The organism is Streptomyces sp. NBC_00885, from assembly GCF_045207475.1.
Classification (GTDB): domain Bacteria; phylum Actinomycetota; class Actinomycetes; order Streptomycetales; family Streptomycetaceae; genus Streptomyces.
Map to the genome: position 1 here is coordinate 5,906,649 of NZ_CP108796.1, position 14,331 is coordinate 5,920,979.

Genomic DNA, 14,331 nt, shown 5'->3' on the forward strand with positions numbered 1-14,331 from the left:
GCTGCAGGGCGGGGAAGGGTATCTGCCCTTCTGTTCTGGTGAGATGTGAGGAGGGGAATTTCGTGAGTGACTTCTGGGGGTACGCCCCGGCCGCCGGCCACAACGCAGGAAATAGCCTGGTCGGCTTCAAGGTAGAAGCCACTGACGGCAGCATTGGAAAGATCGACAGGCATTCCGACGAGGTCGGCTCGGCCTACATTGTGGTCGACACCGGTGTGTGGATCTTCGGCAAGGACGTACTGCTTCCGGCCGGCGTCATCGAGCGCGTGGACGCGTCCGAGCAGAAGGTGTACGTGTCCCGGACGAAGGACGAGATCAAGGACGCGCCGGAGTTCGACAAGGAAAAGCACCTGGGCGACCCGGACTACCACGCGTCTGGGCTCCTACTACCAGTACCTGCGTGGCTGACCGCAGCCGCGTGTAACTGCCGCGGTGGCGGCCCGCCCGGAGATCTCAGGGCGGGCCGCCACAGGCGCGAACTCGACTCCGCCTTTCTGAAACACGAGGTTGAGGTCGGGCAGGATTTCGCCCGTGATCGGATGTCGCATAGCCCGTACGTGCTGGGGCCGGCCGCCCGCACCGCCATCGACGGTGACGCGGCCGGGGCCGACGGTTCCGCCGCAGCCCGCCTCCAAGGAGTCGGCGGTGGACTTGAGGGTCGGTAATCCGAGGTCGGTGGCGAAGTGGTTGAGGGTGCCTGCGGGGAACACCGCCAAGGGCAGGCCGCCTTCAGCGGCCAGGACTGCTGCCGCGTTGACTGTGCCGTCGCCACCGGCGATGCCGAGCGCGCCACCGCGGGCGCCGGCGTCCTTGCGGCCTGGCCGAGCACGAGTTGCAGGTCGCCACCGTCGCAGAGCCGTATGTCCGCCTCTGGCAGGCGGTCCGCAGTTCAATTTCGGCGGGTACGTCGCTGCCCGCGCCGCTGTTGACGACTGCGATCAGTCCCTGTCCTGCCGGCAGCGCGGGGACGGGGACGTCTTGAGCCGTCACCCTGGCCACCGAGTCCAGGCATGGCGAGCGAGTCCGTCCAGCCTCATGGTCGTTGGCTCCCTGAGGGGAAGAACCAGCGCACGGAAGACGGTGGGGCCGGTCGGTCTCCGGACCTCACCGATGTCTCGCCAGCCCCAGGACCGGAAGGCAGCGAGGGACGGATGGTCGGCCTGATCGACCAGGGTGACACCGAGCGACGCCTGGTGGTCGGTCAGCAGCCGCTGCTGCAGTCGGCGGCCGATGTCATCGTCCTGCTCGTGCGGAGCGACCAAGATCCTGTTGATCGCGAAGGCATTGTCGGACTTGGTGAGTTGCTCGATGCTGCGTGGCAGTGCCCCGTCGAACCCGAGCCACCACAAATCGTCGCTCCTCACGGGGAATCCGACGGCACATCCCACCAAGGCAGTCGATTCCGCGATCACCATGGCGAATCCCGGCCGTCGGATGTCGCTACTGAGGCGGTGCAGGAACTCTTCCCGGCTGCGGCTGCGGTACCCCTCACTGGGCCTCAGGTGGAAGGACTCCACGTACAGATCCGCCAGTTCCTCACACAGGTCCTCGGCTTGCCAGCGGTTCAGCCGGCGCAGACGCACGGCATCCGTGGCAGACGTATCGGGACCATCATGGTTCCGCGCTCTGCCGGGACCAGGCCATCACAGCACACCGCCCGAGAGGGCAGCAGTGAGGGGAGCAAGCAGCTGCGGCGGGGCTGGAGCGGTCGGGACGAGTCCGCCCCGGAGAGAAGCCGGCAGGCATCCGGTCGGGTGGCCGAGGAGCAGGAACCCGCAGTCGGTGAGATCCAAGAGCCGAGCCACCGGTGGCAGAGGGTAGTGCAGTTGCAGGGACCCACCGCCTGTGGCGGTCTGATGCGACGCGTGGAGGAAAGCGTTAAGGCCGCTGCAGTCGCAGAAGGTGACAGTGGTGAGGTCGACGTCGATGGTGCGGATGCCGTCGCGCAGGCACTTCTCCAGCGATGCGCGCACTATCGGGGCCGTGTCGAGGTCGATCTCACCGGCCAGGGTGAGCAGCGCCCGGCTCCCTCTGTCGTGCCGGTAGACGTTCAGCTGCGGAATGGGCATAACGCCTCGGTTCAGAAGACCATCCGGGCCCGACAGCGGCTGCGGCGGAGCCGGACTCCCGGCTCCTCGTGACGCGCTCCCGGTGGGGACATGCTTTCGGCGGAGGCAGAGCGAGGGCCGGTCCAACAGCCTGTGCACCAGGACAGGGGACCCACCCAGTTCCCTCCAGGGGATGCGCCGGGTGAGCGGACGGAAGATCCGCTCCCCGCAGCCATCTGTGTTGAGCAACCACAGGCCGCCGGGGGCTAGGACGTCCACACAGCAGCATAGTCCTCAGCCGGTCCAAGAGGGCGGCCTGAAGCCGCCCATTCTCAGAGCCGGGACGGTGCCAAGGCGAGGTGCGGGGTGTGCATATCCGCTGCAATGCACGGTACTTGGACACCCGGCACGAAGTGCGGCCGACGACGGCCGCCCGGGCACGGCAGTCTGCGGAACATCCGAAGAGGTGGCTTCGCATGACGGGAGCGTCACCGACATCGCGCAGATGTCCGCGGGAATGTGATCGCCGGGGTGGAAGGGATAGCGAGTCTTGAAGTCGTAACCTCGCTCAGCGCCGACGTCCGCGGCCCCTGGGGGACCACCCAGACCCCACGCCGCCCGAGTGCACAGCGAGGAGGGCAAGCCCGACAAGCATGAGGCTCGTCGGGCTGAAGATCACCTCGGTCGACGTCTCGGTGACGTGAAGGATGAAGGCGATGACGAAGAGCACGGCCGCCGCGAATGCCAGCATCTGACTTCTCCTGCCATTGGACGGCGAACCACACGTGATTCCGGTGGCTGCGCCGCTATCGGTCGTCTTCCCTGCTAAGGGTCAAGCATTCGTGCGAATCGTGGACCGGTGGTGCAGACGAGTCCGAGCCCGGCGCGTCAACGCTGGAGGCCTAAACGACCGTGCCGACTCGATGTGCGGGAGCATCCTGCGCTTCGCGCTGCCGGTCCGCTGACCTGGTCCGGACCAGCCTCCTGACGTCGGCCTTCACTGGTGGCCCTGGGCGGATCGGCTACCGCCGCGGACGGCAAAGCTGAGGATCCAGATGGCCAGGAGCAGGACCGCGGCGTACCACAGGATCAGCATCGGGATGCCGAACCCGAGCAGAATCAGTAGGAGAAGAAGAATCCATAACAGCATGGCTGGGCCTCCAGGTGCGGGAAATTTCCAGCGTTCCGCGGGGTCCCGGCGAACGGGACGACGAGGACTTCGCCCGGAGAGTCCGAAGCGTCGTAGCCTGCGTCGTCGTCAGTCAGTGCTGGGCAACGTCTGCTATCAACGGACCAGTAGGACTGGGGAGTTCTGCGCGTCGACCACTCACATGCGCAGCAGCCGCTCGGTGATCTCCCGGTACTGCCGTAGTGCGAGTCGCAGTTCCTCTGTCTCCGCTTTGGTGTCCTGGCCCTGCCAACTCGCTCGCAGGACGCGCCGCCGTTCGGCGAGTGCCTCGGTGAGGTGGGTGGCGACTTCGTCGAAGGCGCTGTCGGCATCCTCCACCGCCTGGCGTGGGCTCTCGACGAAGTTGTTGAGGGCCTGCCGGAGGCGGATGGCCACCTTGTCCTGTGCCCCCTGCGGGAGCAACTGCTGCTCCGAGCCCGGGGTGCGGGCGGGGCCTTCGGTGCTGATGGCCGGCTCGCGTGGTTGCCGAGCCGGTTCGGGGCGAGGTATGGGCGGGGCGGTCTGCGCAGCGGGAACCGGGTTCTTGGCCTGGGGCTGCTGTGCGTGTTTCGCGTTGTACGTCATCGCGTGTCACTGCCCTTCGTGTGGCGGCGGCCGAGCGTCCACGGTGCCTGGCCGCGGTCGTCACGGGACTTCTGACGGCGTCGGTCCGAGTCGGCCGACTGTTCTGTGATCAGTGCGTCGAAGAGACCCCGGGCCTCGACCAGGGCCTCCCGCATCTCTTCCGTGCCGCCCTGGCCAGGCACCGCCGTGTGCACCCTGCGGTAGCCCCAAACATGGTCGGCGTGGTGTACCGAGATCGCGGCCGCCTGCTCTTCGAACGGCTCGCCGTCGGGGAAGCCCCGGTCCTTTGCCAGCCGCGCCAACACTGCGTCGGCTTCGGTGACCGCATTCTGCGGCGAGTCCACGAACTGCTCCTGGATTGTGGCCCACTGGGCCACGTACTGCTCGCGGGCCGCGGGCGGCAGCGGCTGCTCCTTGAGGGAACCGTGCCGGTTCACTCGCTCGTCGAGTTCCCGCTCTGCCGCCTTGGTGTTGCCGTCGTGGCGGGCGACGGCACGGTCGTACTCGGGGCCGAATCGTCGCTTCAACCCGCGGCCGCCACTGCCCCGGCCGAGTCCGGCGAAGAGGGCGGCGGCCACGACAACGACAGCCACGGTAATGATCACGCCCGTGAACATGGCTGCCCTCTCTGGCTCTCGGCTCGTAAGTCGCTCTGCTGCATTCCCATCAGCCCCTGTCGTTCGTGCCCCGCATCGGTGCCTGCCGGATGAGGCCCACGCGACGTGACCACCACCCGGGGCGGTGGTGGTCAGCGCCTGAAGGCGTCCTTGGCCTTGGCGCCGGACTGCTTCAGGTTGCCGACGACTCGGTCGGTCTTCCCTTGCCTCTTCAGCCGCGTGTTGCGGGTGGCTCGGCCAATGCCCTCCGTGATCCAGCCCTTGAGTTCCTGTGCCTTGTTCCTGATCTTCTGTTCGAAGCTCATGACTGTCCTCTGCTCGTCTATGGGGTGAGGCCTCCGCGTACCCGTCTGGGGCCCCGCGTGTGATTGCCGTACAACTCGCCATTCCCGCGGGTAGGGCGGCGGCCTGGTACGGATTACCCGCGGCTTCGGCCGTGTCGACGCCCGCCACGACTGCTGCCGCGGCCGCGCATGGTGAACCCGGCGATCCAGACGACCAGCAGTACTACCGCTACGTACCAGAGGATCTGCATGGTGAAGCCGAACCCGAACAGAGCCAGGATCAGCAGAAGGAGAAGAATCCAGAGCAGCATGGCTGCGCCTCCACGCGGTCACAGGGACATGTCCTGCGTTCCGCGGGGGCTGGGCGAAGCGAAGGTGAAGGCTTTGCCCGGGGAATCCGGAGCACCACAGCCCTACGCCGTCGGTGTCAGTCAACGCCGGCCCGTGAGCCCTGTCAACGAGCCAGTGTTACTGGGGAGTTGCGAAGTGGGGTTTGGGGCCTCGGGTGTGAAGGGAGCCTCGGGGGCTTCCGCCGGCTCCTTGGCCGGTGGCAGGACGTGGTCCTCCCACCAGGACAGGCCCATCACGGTGCCCAGCAGGACGAAGGGGACTGCAGCCGGAACGATCAGCGCGTACATGTGTACCGCCAGATGTCGGATACGTGCGACGCAGCGGGCGGCGGAAGCGGCCCGCACGGTGGCGCATCGAGGCTGCGCCAGGATCACGACGCGGCGGCGACTACGGAACGGCCACGCTCGTGACGAGGCAGGTTCCGGCATCGATGCGCAAGGTGCGCCCCCGAGGGAGCGCGGTAACTTTTCGACGCTGCCGGGGGCCCGGGCCGCACCAGACAAGCTAGTCGCCGAGGCTCTCCCTGAACAGGCGTCAGGCGGCCATCTGACGTCCGGCAGGGCTGTCTTGCGTCATACACGCAGGACTAGTCTGGCCGGAGAGTCCCCAGCCCCCGGATGCCATGACCTGTTCCGCTCCGAGGAACTCGTGCACAGAGGGTCGGCTTCATCCCCGTCGTCCTTGGGCTCGCCACTTGGCTGGGGAGGCTGCGCAGAGGTCAATCCGACGGTCGGGAGCGCAGGGAACCCATCCCAGTCTGCCCTGCACGGGTTGGACCGGTGCGGCGCCCAGGAGCAGCCACAGGGTGCGCGCTGGTTTCGGGTAGCGGATGGGGGCACACTGAGAAGGGCTGAGGTCACAGGCCCGGGGGCGAGGCGCGACCAACGGTCGCCGAGCATGCCCCGAGCGGTCGGGCCTCCGGGAGGGATCCAGGATGATCCACGTGGGCGATATCCGCGAGTGGCGCAGCCACGACGTCATTGACCGCGACGGACACAAGATCGGCATGCTGGAAGCGATCTATGTGGACACCAGCACCGACGAGCCGGCCATGGCGACCGTTCAGACCGGTCTGCCCACCCGGCACCGCCTCGTCTTTGTACCGCTGGACGGCGCGACTGTCGGACCCGGCTACGTCAAGGTCGCCCATGACAAGGCGCTGGTGAAGGAGTGCCCCTCGATCGGCACGGACGACGTCCTGCCGGCCGAGGAAGAGGAAGCGATCTTCAAGCACTACGGCCTCACCTACCAGCAGGGCGCCGGCGGCGAGCGCCAACTCGCCCGGCGCTGAGCGCCCGCTCCTACGAAGGAGGCATCCGCATCATGGTGCTGTTCCTTGTCGTGCTCGTCGTGGCCATAGTGCTGGGCATCATCGGCGTGGCCGTCGAGGGCATGCTCTATCTGCTCTCCATCGGCGTACTGCTCCTCTTGGCCGGTATGGCGTACCTCGCCGTTCGCTCGGCATTGCGCTCACGCCGACGCCCGGCCCGCTGACGCGCAGGCTCACCACGCTGTCCGCCGAGCGCCGACCTCGCCGAGTGCCGCCGGGTGGCCGCACGCCTGCTGTGCTGGCGCGGCGGCAGGGTGGTCGTGCCGACGTGCGGCAGGGCGAATACCGGTCCGGATGCCGGGTCGTGCGCGCGGGGGCCTGCACCCTCTAATCTCCCTGCCTCGAACGCGTAGACGTTTCCGGGCGGAAGATGTACGTGTCCCGGACGAAGGACGAGATCAAGGACGCGCGGGAGTTCGACAAGGATAGGCACCTGAGAGACCCGGACTACCACCAGCGTCCTGGCTCGCGGTGCAGTACAGCGAAGCAGCCGCAGGCGAGGGCTCGGGTCCCGAGACCGAACCCGCAGTCAGCACGCACCCCGGCCGCCAGCGGAAAGCAGCGGCCCTCAAACGACACCGCGCAGGCACTGATGCCGGGCTGTTCCACGCCCTGCTCCCGCGGTGACTGCCTACGGAAACCCATTGGGCTCCTGCCCGAGTCAGGCGTGACCAGCTCTGGGATCTCACCATTGCCGTTTCAGTGCATGTGCCGCGCGTGGGATCTCTTCGTGCACCAGCCGACCGACCAGGGCACCGCCGAAGACGACGACGCCCACGCCGACCAGCCAGGACTGGACGACCAGGACGGTTCCGACGGGGCCGTAGGTGATGGTGTTGGATGCAATCAGCGGCGAGAAGACCAGCCGGGAGAAGACCCTCAGGCCGAGCAGCCCGATCACGGTGGCGACCGCGCCGGGAAATAGGGCACGCCAGCGGATCCGCCCGCCGAGCAGCAATCGCTGAGACCACCAGACGAGCAGGAGGGCGCTCAGCGACGCGACGGCCCCACCCGCCAGGGGCTCGCGTCGCAGCGTGGTGGTGGCGGAGGCGAAGAGGTATCCGGTGAGGACGCTGAGCCACACCACATGCCGCCATCTGGCCCACCAGCGGGCCGGCGGCAGGTCCCAGACCTTCTCGTAGCCGGTCTGCACCGCAGCCCCGAAGCTCAGGCCGAAGACGGCGAGGGCGGCGATGCCGAAGGCGGTTGTGGTCCGCAGTGCCTGGCCTGGCTGGGTGAACAACTGCTCGACCTTTGCTCTGGAGGCGGTCGAAACGCCGAGCCCTTCGCCGAGCCACTGCGCGAACCCCCGCCCGTGCTCGGGATCGGCAGAGGAGACGATGATCAGCAGCGGCACCAGCGTGAGGAGCCCTAGCTGTACTGCCCAGGGACGTTGGTCAACCTGGTGATGGGTGGTTTGCCGCTGGTTGCGGTGTGGGGGCGGTGGTGATTGTAGTGATGGAGCCAGGCCGGCAGGGCTTTGCGGCGGGCTGATTCGCTGGAGTAGAAGCGGCCAAGAGCCCAGCCGTCGGCCAGGGTGCGGTGGAAGCGTTCGACCTTGCCATTGGTCTGTGGCCGGTAGGGCCGGGTCTTCTTCGGCGTGATTCCCAGCTCGGTGCAGGCCTGTGTCCAGTGCCGGGAGCGGTAGGCCGAGCCGTTGTCGGTGAGCACCCGCTCGACCCTCACGCCGCGGGCGGCGAACCAGTCGACCGCGCGTCGCAGGACACCGACCGCCGTGGCGGCTTTCTCGTCGTCGCAGATCTCGGCGTAGGCGACCCGGGAATGATCGTCGACGACGGTGTGGACGAACGCGGTGCCCAGCAGCGGTCCGCGGTACTTGTTGCGGGGCCTGTCCGGGGTCGCGGCGCGGTTCCTGCGGCCCTGGACGCGTCCGACGTAGCGCCAGCCGCCGCCGTCGGGAACGTTCCCGAGCTTCTTCACGTCGATGTGGAGCATCGCGCCGGGATGGTCGTGTTCGTAGCGGCGGACCGGCTCGCCGGTGGCGCGGTCGATGTGCGAGAGCCGGTTGATCCGGCACCGGGTCAGGACCGCGTGCACGGTGGAGGCAGGCATGCCGAGCCGTCCGGCGATCTGGACCGGGCCCAGACGCTGCTTCCAGCGCAGGTGCACGATCTTGCGGACCTGCGGCTGCGTGGTTCGGGCAGGACTGCGGTGCGGCCGTGAGGACCGGTCGCCCATGGCCTGGGCACCGGACTCGGCGTAACGGACGGCCCACCGCTTCGCGGTCGGCCAGGACACGTCATAACGCTCGGCCGCACGAGCGACCGGCCACCCGTCATCAACAATCAGACGCGCCAGGCGAAGACGGGCACGAGGAGTCAAAGCAGCGTTAGCGTGAGACACGAAGGCCTCCAGGTTGGCGGAGCGGTTCCTAGACAGCTCCACTCCACAACCGGAGGCCTTCGCCATCTCACAGATTCAGACCGTGTCGTCGCACAAACTCAACCAACCTGCCCGGGCAGTACACCTAGCGCCGCGAAGCCCAGCGCACGCGACCACAGCTCAAGATCGCTGCTCCGCCGCCATCCGCGCCCGACTGGTGAACGGCTGATCACGCGGCGCAGCCGTCCGAACCAGGATGAACGGTTCGCGGCACCAGAAGGCTTCATCGGCATCCCTGTCGACTACCACGGCCGGAACCCTTACCGCGCGGGGGCGCGACGCAGAGGTTCCCCGATAGCCTGGCAGGACAAGGGGCTACCTGGGCTCAGCGGGCTGCGCCTGCCGGTGGGGGCGGCTCGCATCGGCCCGGATCAACGGCTCAGGAGGACAGGTCATGATCCATGCAGCCGATATCCGTGAGTGGCGCAACCGCAACGTCGTCGACCCGAAGGGCCACAAGATCGGCGTGCTCGAAGCGATCTATGTGGACACCACCACCGACGAACCGGCCATGGCCACGGTCCGCACCGGACTGCCCACCCGGCACCAGCTGGCCTTCGTGCCCCTCGACGAGGCGATCCTGGGGCCGGACTATGTCAAGGTCTCCTACACCAAGGCGCTGGTGAAGAAGGCGCCCTCGGTCGGCCTGGACGACATCCTGCCCGCCGGGGCAGAGGAAGCGGTCTTCCGGCACTACGACCTGCCGTACCAACCGGGCGCGGGCGGCGAGAGGCAACTCGCGCGCCGCTGACCGCCCGGAGCTCAGCCAGGAGGAGGTGTTCGCATCATGGCTCTCTTCCTGCTTCTCGTTCTGGCCGCCGTCGTGCTGGGAATCATCGGCGCGGTGGCAGAGGGGCTGGGCTACCTGCTGATCATTGGCATCGTGGTTCTCGTGGCCGCTGTGGCCTTCATCGCCGCGCGCTGGTCCCGACGCTCCGGTCGCCACCCCATCCGATAACCCTGGCGGAAACTCATCGTCGCCGGCACCGGGGAGGCCTGGCCGCCCGCGACATGTTGCCCAACCCCGAGCAACAGCATCGAGTTCCTCGCGCGCCTGCTCGGCATCAGCGCCTGCACCCGTTACAACCACATCCCCTCCCTGAACTGCGCTCCTCTCGCACCTCCACCCAGCTCAAAGGCAGCACGACGTGAAATGAACTACGGCTACCACCGCGCCAAGGGCAACGCGCCCGTGCTCGGCGCCACAGACGGCTGACCTGTGAAGAAGCCGCGTGGCTCCACCCTCGGGCGAAGAGGGCGGAGCCCTTCTCGTCGGTAGGGGAATCCGCTGCGCGCAGGTTCGATCCGCTTCGGCGAACTGGGGCGACGTAAGCCCGGTGCCTCACGGCAGCCCCCAGGGAGCTGCCAGGGGACATAGAGGGGACACAAGGACCCGCACAGATCTGCAAGCATCGAGCAAGACCATCGGCGCGCACCCCATCTGACCAGCAAGAACGCCAAGAATCAGACTAGAAATACAAAGGCCGTCACGATCACCAAAGGACTCATAATCCGTCGGCCGTGGGTTCGAGTCCCACCCGCCCCACTGCGCGCTACGCGTGGAGAATCGATCTGACCAGTGTCTTCGCTGGTCAGATGGATCTTTCCGGTGATCGTTGCGGCCGGTTTGTGCCGTTGTCCACCCAGTGTGTGGACCGTGCGTGGACAGAGGCCGCAACGACACACCCCAGCCGCGTGTCCCTGTGCGGCTTCCTTGCCCGGTCCCTCATGCGAGCCGTCGATCACCGTCAGGCTTCGTGCGGACGGATGCCGCGGTGGCGCGGCCGCTGAGGTCCGGTCCCTGGCCGCGAGGGTCAGTTCCCGCCGAACGGCGGGTGAATACGTTTCCTCACAACGCCCGTGAAACGGGAGCAACGAGGAGGCAGGCCCGTGAAGGAAAGCCAGTTCGACACGTGCGTGATCGGGGCGGGACCTGCCGGGCTGGCGGTCGCCAGGGCCCTGGCGGAGCGGAATCTGCCGTACGCGCATCTTGAGCGGCACACCGGCCCCGGCGGCATCTGGGACATCGACAATCCCGGCAGCCCCATGTACGAGTCGGCCCATTTCATCTCCAGCAGGACCCTGTCGGGATTCGGCGGTTTCCCGATGCCCGACCACTTCGCGGACTACCCGCCGCACCGGCAGGTCCTGTCGTACCTGCGGTCCTTCGCCGACGCCTACGGGCTGACGGAGCGGATCGAGTTCGGCGTGGAGGTCGAGGGCGTCGAGAAGAACGCGGACGGCACCTGGACGGTCACCCGGGCCGACGGTCGGCGACGCGTGCACGGGCAGGTCGTCGTCTGCACGGGCTCACAGTGGCACCCCAACATCCCCGACCTGCCGGGGGAGTTCAGCGGGGAGATACGGCACACCGTCGGCTACCGCAGCACGGAGGAGCTGCGCGGGAAGCGGGTCCTGGTCGTGGGCGCGGGGAACTCCGGCTGTGACATCGCGTGTGACGCGGCCCGGACCGCGGACCACGCGGTGATCAGCATGCGGCGCGGGTACTGGTTCATTCCCAAGCACCTGTTCGGCCGGCCGGTGGACACCATCGCCAACAGCGGGCCGCACCTGCCGATGTGGCTGGCGCAGAGGGTCTTCGGCGCCGTCCTGCGCAGAATCAACGGCGATCCGACGCGGCTGGGACTGCAGAAGCCGGACCACAAGCTGTTCGAGACCCACCCGGCCATCAACTCGATGCTCATCCACCACCTCCAGCACGGTGACATCACCGCCAAACCCGGGATCGCCCGCACCGAGGGCAGGACCGTGCACTTCACCGACGGCACGAGCGGCGACTTCGATCTCGTCATGCTGGCCACGGGCTACGTCCACAAAGTGCCCGTCGCGCAGCGGTACTTCGGCGACGAACAGCACCCCGATCTGTACCTGTCGTCGTTCTCGCGCGAGCACCAGGGTCTGTTCGGCATCGGCTTCGTGGAGACCAACTCCGGTGCGTACCAGCTCTTCGACACCCAGGCGCAGCTGATCGCCGGATACGTCCACGACACGCGGCACCGGCTGCCGAACGCGGAGCGGTTCGCCCGCCTGATCCGCGCCGACCGCCCGGATCTGTCCGGCGGTCTGAAGTTCGTCGACTCGCCCCGCCACACCGGCTACGTCGACAGCGGCGCCTTCGTGAAGTACCTGGGCAAGGTCGCGGGCGAGATGGGCTGGCGCACCGAGGGCCGGCCGCCGTCGGTGCGGCCCCTGCGACGCGCGGAGGCGGCGGCATGAGCGGGTTCGACGTCAACGACAAGGTCGTGCTGGTGACCGGCGGCGCGGGTGGCATCGGCAGTGCGCTGTGCCGCCGCTTCGCCTCCGGCGGCGCCCTGTGCGTCGTCGTCGACATCGACGAGCGCCGCGCCAGGCACGTGGCCGCCGGGCTTCCCGGCGCCGGGCACACGGGCATCGGCTGCGATCTGATGGACCGCGCCCAGGTGGAGCGGCTGTTCGAGCTGGTCGCCGAGTCCTACGGCCGTCTCGACGTGCTCGTCAACAACGTGGGCATGACGAGCGCGGAGCGCTTCGACGTCCGCAGCGTCGAGAGCATCGAGCGGGAGATCAACCTCAACCTGATCTCCCCGCTGATCGCCACCCGTATCGCGATCCCCCTGCTGAAGGCTTCTGGGGACGCCCGGGTGGTCACCACGGTCTCCCTCGGCGGGATCTTCCCGCTCGGTGAGACCCCCATCTACACGGCGTCCAAGTTCGGGCTGCGGGGCGCGATGCTTGCCATCGGGCTCGACCTCAGGAGCAAGGGCATTCTCGCCGGCTCGGTGCTGCCGTCGGCGACCGATACCCGGATGCTGCGTCAGGAGGCCGTGGACGGGGGGAACTCCATGCAGTTCCAGGACCGGCCGCAGCAGCCCGCCGACGTCGTCGCGGCCGTGGTGAGCCTGCTCGACAAGCCCCGCCTGGAGGCCTACCCCCGGGCCGGTGAGTCCCGCCTGGTGCGCTTCGCGATGCTCGTGCCGAACCTTTTGCCCAGGCTCTTCCCGCTGTTCCGCAAGCGCGGTGACCGCGGCATGGTCCGCTATCTGGAAGACCTCCGCCGACGCGGACTGGCCCGCCGGACCGACGGGCGCTGGGAGTTGGTGGAGGAGGCATGACCGCGAACGAGATGCTGCACGTGAACGAGATGCTGCACGTGGTCAACCCCGCCACCGGGGAGCCGATCACCACCCTGCCCGCCGCGAGCGCCGACGACGTCGCCAAGGCCGCCGAGCGGGCCCGGCAGGTCTGCGACGCCGGGGTGTGGTCGCGGCTGCATGTCCGGGAGCGCGGCGCGGTACTCCTGCGGCTGGCCGACCTGATGGAACGCGACGCCGAGATCCTCGCCCGGCTGGACAGCGAGGACGCGGGCAAGCCGATCACGGAGTGCCGTACGGGCGACGTACCGGGCGCGATCGAGTCGATCCGCTGGTTCGCCGAGGCGGCCGACAAGGTCTTCGGCCGCCTCGCGCCGAGCGGGCCCGACGGCCTCGGTCTCATGAGCCGCGAACCGGTCGGGGTCGTCGCGGCGATCCTGCCGTGGAACTACCCCCTCGCCATGACCGCCTGGAAGGCCGGACCCGCCCTGGCCGCGGGCAACTGTCTGCTGGTCAAGCCCGCCGAGGCGACCCCGCGCTCGGCCCTGCACCTGGCCGCACTCGCCGCCGAGGCCGGCCTGCCCGACGGGGTGCTCACCATCCTGCCCGGATACGGCCGGGAAGCCGGCGCGGCCCTCGCCCGTGACCCCCTCGTAGGGGCGCTCTCCTTCACCGGGTCCACCGCGACCGGCCGCCGTATCCTCAAGGCCGCCGCCGAGAGCAACTTCAAGCGGGTCTCGCTGGAGATGGGCGGCAAGAGTCCCCAGGTGCTGATGGCCGACGCGCTCTGTTACGGCGACGAGCTGATCGACAACATGATCGAGGCCGCGTTCCTGACCATGGGGCAGAACTGCACGGCCGGCTCCCGTGTCCTGGTCCACCACAGCATCGCCGAGGAGGTTCTGGAGCGGTTCACGGCAGCGGCCAAAGAGCTGGTCATCGGTGATCCGGCCGACCCGCGCACCCGGATGGGACCGCTCATCAACCACGCCGCCTTCGAGAGGGTCGCGGGAGCGGTGGAGGCCGCCCGGGCCGGCGGTGCCCGGATCCACACCGGGGGACTGCCCCACGGGCTGCCCGCGCGCGGCGCCTACTACCCGCCCACCGTCATCACCGGCGCCCCCGAAGGCAGCGATGTCCTCACCCGGGAGCTGTTCGGCCCCGTGGTCACCGTCGAGACCTTCATCTCGGAGGACGAGGCGGTACGCAGGGCGAACGCCACCGAGTACGGGCTCGCCGCCTCAGTGTGGACCCGCGACCTCGACGCTGCGCTGCGGCTGGCACGCGTCATCGAGGCCGGCGTGGTCTCCGTCAACGCCTACAGCGAAGGCGACATCACCACCCCCTTCGGCGGCTGGAAGCAGTCCGGATTCGGCGGCGTGGAGAAGTCCACCAACGCGTTCGACCAGTGGACCCGGGAGAAGACGGTCTGGATCCGCACCCGCTGACCCGGA

General features: G+C 68.3%; 17 protein-coding genes and 2 pseudogenes. 8 read left to right on the plus strand and 11 right to left on the minus strand.

Translation table 11 applies throughout. The features are described 5' to 3' along the window. Positions 1–62: 62 nt before the first annotated feature. Positions 63–371, plus strand: a pseudogene (locus OHA61_RS26855) (PRC-barrel domain containing protein); the annotation flags it as partial. Between the two features lie 15 nt (positions 372–386). On the opposite strand, the gene OHA61_RS26860 reads toward OHA61_RS26855, so the two are convergent. The 9 genes from OHA61_RS26860 to OHA61_RS26900 form a co-directional block, all read right to left on the minus strand. Next, positions 387–893, minus strand: coding sequence for a diacylglycerol kinase family protein (locus tag OHA61_RS26860; protein ID WP_406307479.1), 507 nt, complete (start codon positions 891–893; stop codon positions 387–389). Between the two features lie 93 nt (positions 894–986). Next, complete coding sequence (locus OHA61_RS26865; RefSeq protein WP_406305173.1) at positions 987–1,583, minus strand: hypothetical protein; 597 nt, start codon at positions 1,581–1,583, stop codon at positions 987–989. 60 nt (positions 1,584–1,643) lie between these two features. After that, a complete protein-coding gene (locus OHA61_RS26870) occupies positions 1,644–2,069 on the minus strand; it encodes an STAS domain-containing protein (protein ID WP_406305174.1) in 426 nt (141 codons plus the stop codon). A gap of 547 nt (positions 2,070–2,616) precedes the next feature. Continuing rightward, on the minus strand, positions 2,617–2,799 hold the full coding sequence (locus OHA61_RS26875; protein WP_175256304.1) for a hypothetical protein: 183 nt from the start codon (positions 2,797–2,799) through the stop codon (positions 2,617–2,619). A 246-nt stretch (positions 2,800–3,045) separates the two neighbouring features. Then, positions 3,046–3,198: a hydrophobic protein gene (locus OHA61_RS26880; protein WP_175256303.1), complete on the minus strand. Its 153-nt coding sequence runs from the start codon at positions 3,196–3,198 to the stop codon at positions 3,046–3,048. Positions 3,199–3,375: 177 nt separating this feature from the next. Then, a complete protein-coding gene (locus OHA61_RS26885) occupies positions 3,376–3,801 on the minus strand; it encodes a hypothetical protein (protein ID WP_406305175.1) in 426 nt (141 codons plus the stop codon). Beyond that, complete coding sequence (locus OHA61_RS26890; RefSeq protein ID WP_406305176.1) at positions 3,798–4,418, minus strand: hypothetical protein; 621 nt, start codon at positions 4,416–4,418, stop codon at positions 3,798–3,800. Before OHA61_RS26890 ends, OHA61_RS26885 begins: the two co-directional genes overlap by 4 nt. A gap of 131 nt (positions 4,419–4,549) precedes the next feature. Continuing rightward, positions 4,550–4,723: a CsbD family protein gene (locus tag OHA61_RS26895; RefSeq protein ID WP_175256302.1), complete on the minus strand. Its 174-nt coding sequence runs from the start codon at positions 4,721–4,723 to the stop codon at positions 4,550–4,552. A gap of 113 nt (positions 4,724–4,836) precedes the next feature. Further along, the gene (locus tag OHA61_RS26900; RefSeq protein WP_406305177.1) at positions 4,837–5,013 is read right to left on the minus strand and encodes a hydrophobic protein; all 177 of its coding nucleotides are present in this window, start codon (positions 5,011–5,013) and stop codon (positions 4,837–4,839) included. A gap of 974 nt (positions 5,014–5,987) precedes the next feature. Here OHA61_RS26900 and OHA61_RS26905 point away from each other — a divergent pair. Both OHA61_RS26905 and OHA61_RS26910 read left to right on the plus strand, forming a co-directional pair. Continuing rightward, on the plus strand, positions 5,988–6,344 hold the full coding sequence (locus OHA61_RS26905) for a PRC-barrel domain-containing protein (protein WP_406305178.1): 357 nt from the start codon (positions 5,988–5,990) through the stop codon (positions 6,342–6,344). A gap of 32 nt (positions 6,345–6,376) precedes the next feature. Further along, positions 6,377–6,547: a hypothetical protein gene (locus tag OHA61_RS26910; RefSeq protein WP_406305179.1), complete on the plus strand. Its 171-nt coding sequence runs from the start codon at positions 6,377–6,379 to the stop codon at positions 6,545–6,547. 521 nt (positions 6,548–7,068) lie between these two features. Here the strand turns inward: OHA61_RS26910 and OHA61_RS26915 are convergent. Then, positions 7,069–7,758: pseudogene (locus OHA61_RS26915) on the minus strand (YhjD/YihY/BrkB family envelope integrity protein); the annotation flags it as partial. Further along, positions 7,755–8,747 (minus strand): IS481 family transposase, encoded by a 993-nt coding sequence (locus OHA61_RS26920; protein WP_406305180.1) that lies wholly within the window; start codon positions 8,745–8,747, stop codon positions 7,755–7,757. The pseudogene OHA61_RS26915 and the gene OHA61_RS26920, both read right to left, overlap by 4 nt. A 433-nt stretch (positions 8,748–9,180) precedes the next feature. Here OHA61_RS26920 and OHA61_RS26925 point away from each other — a divergent pair, with 433 nt between their 5' ends. The 5 genes from OHA61_RS26925 (at position 9,181) to OHA61_RS26945 (ending at position 14,325) form a co-directional block, all read left to right on the plus strand. After that, positions 9,181–9,537: a PRC-barrel domain-containing protein gene (locus OHA61_RS26925; protein WP_406305181.1), complete on the plus strand. Its 357-nt coding sequence runs from the start codon at positions 9,181–9,183 to the stop codon at positions 9,535–9,537. Positions 9,538–9,573: 36 nt separating this feature from the next. Beyond that, positions 9,574–9,744 (plus strand): hypothetical protein, encoded by a 171-nt coding sequence (locus OHA61_RS26930; RefSeq protein WP_406305182.1) that lies wholly within the window; start codon positions 9,574–9,576, stop codon positions 9,742–9,744. Positions 9,745–10,676: 932 nt separating this feature from the next. After that, positions 10,677–12,023, plus strand: coding sequence for a flavin-containing monooxygenase (locus OHA61_RS26935; protein ID WP_406305183.1), 1,347 nt, complete (start codon positions 10,677–10,679; stop codon positions 12,021–12,023). Then, on the plus strand, positions 12,020–12,898 hold the full coding sequence (locus OHA61_RS26940) for an SDR family NAD(P)-dependent oxidoreductase (RefSeq protein WP_406305184.1): 879 nt from the start codon (positions 12,020–12,022) through the stop codon (positions 12,896–12,898). The genes OHA61_RS26935 and OHA61_RS26940 overlap by 4 nt, the downstream gene beginning before the upstream one ends. Then, positions 12,895–14,325, plus strand: a complete 1,431-nt coding sequence (locus OHA61_RS26945; protein ID WP_406305185.1) for an aldehyde dehydrogenase family protein — start codon at positions 12,895–12,897, stop codon at positions 14,323–14,325. The genes OHA61_RS26940 and OHA61_RS26945 overlap by 4 nt, the downstream gene beginning before the upstream one ends. Positions 14,326–14,331 lie beyond the last annotated feature (6 nt).

Coding starts and splice junctions, on each gene's coding strand:
- OHA61_RS26870 (WP_406305174.1), bottom strand. CDS start 2,069: ATGCCCATTCCGCAGCTGAACGTCTACCGGCACGACAGAGGGAGCCGG.
- OHA61_RS26875 (WP_175256304.1), bottom strand. CDS start 2,799: ATGCTGGCATTCGCGGCGGCCGTGCTCTTCGTCATCGCCTTCATCCTT.
- OHA61_RS26880 (WP_175256303.1), bottom strand. CDS start 3,198: ATGCTGTTATGGATTCTTCTTCTCCTACTGATTCTGCTCGGGTTCGGC.
- OHA61_RS26885 (WP_406305175.1), bottom strand. CDS start 3,801: ATGACGTACAACGCGAAACACGCACAGCAGCCCCAGGCCAAGAACCCG.
- OHA61_RS26890 (WP_406305176.1), bottom strand. CDS start 4,418: ATGTTCACGGGCGTGATCATTACCGTGGCTGTCGTTGTCGTGGCCGCC.
- OHA61_RS26895 (WP_175256302.1), bottom strand. CDS start 4,723: ATGAGCTTCGAACAGAAGATCAGGAACAAGGCACAGGAACTCAAGGGC.
- OHA61_RS26900 (WP_406305177.1), bottom strand. CDS start 5,013: ATGCTGCTCTGGATTCTTCTCCTTCTGCTGATCCTGGCTCTGTTCGGG.
- OHA61_RS26905 (WP_406305178.1), top strand. CDS start 5,988: ATGATCCACGTGGGCGATATCCGCGAGTGGCGCAGCCACGACGTCATT.
- OHA61_RS26910 (WP_406305179.1), top strand. CDS start 6,377: ATGGTGCTGTTCCTTGTCGTGCTCGTCGTGGCCATAGTGCTGGGCATC.
- OHA61_RS26925 (WP_406305181.1), top strand. CDS start 9,181: ATGATCCATGCAGCCGATATCCGTGAGTGGCGCAACCGCAACGTCGTC.
- OHA61_RS26930 (WP_406305182.1), top strand. CDS start 9,574: ATGGCTCTCTTCCTGCTTCTCGTTCTGGCCGCCGTCGTGCTGGGAATC.
- OHA61_RS26940 (WP_406305184.1), top strand. CDS start 12,020: ATGAGCGGGTTCGACGTCAACGACAAGGTCGTGCTGGTGACCGGCGGC.
- OHA61_RS26945 (WP_406305185.1), top strand. CDS start 12,895: ATGACCGCGAACGAGATGCTGCACGTGAACGAGATGCTGCACGTGGTC.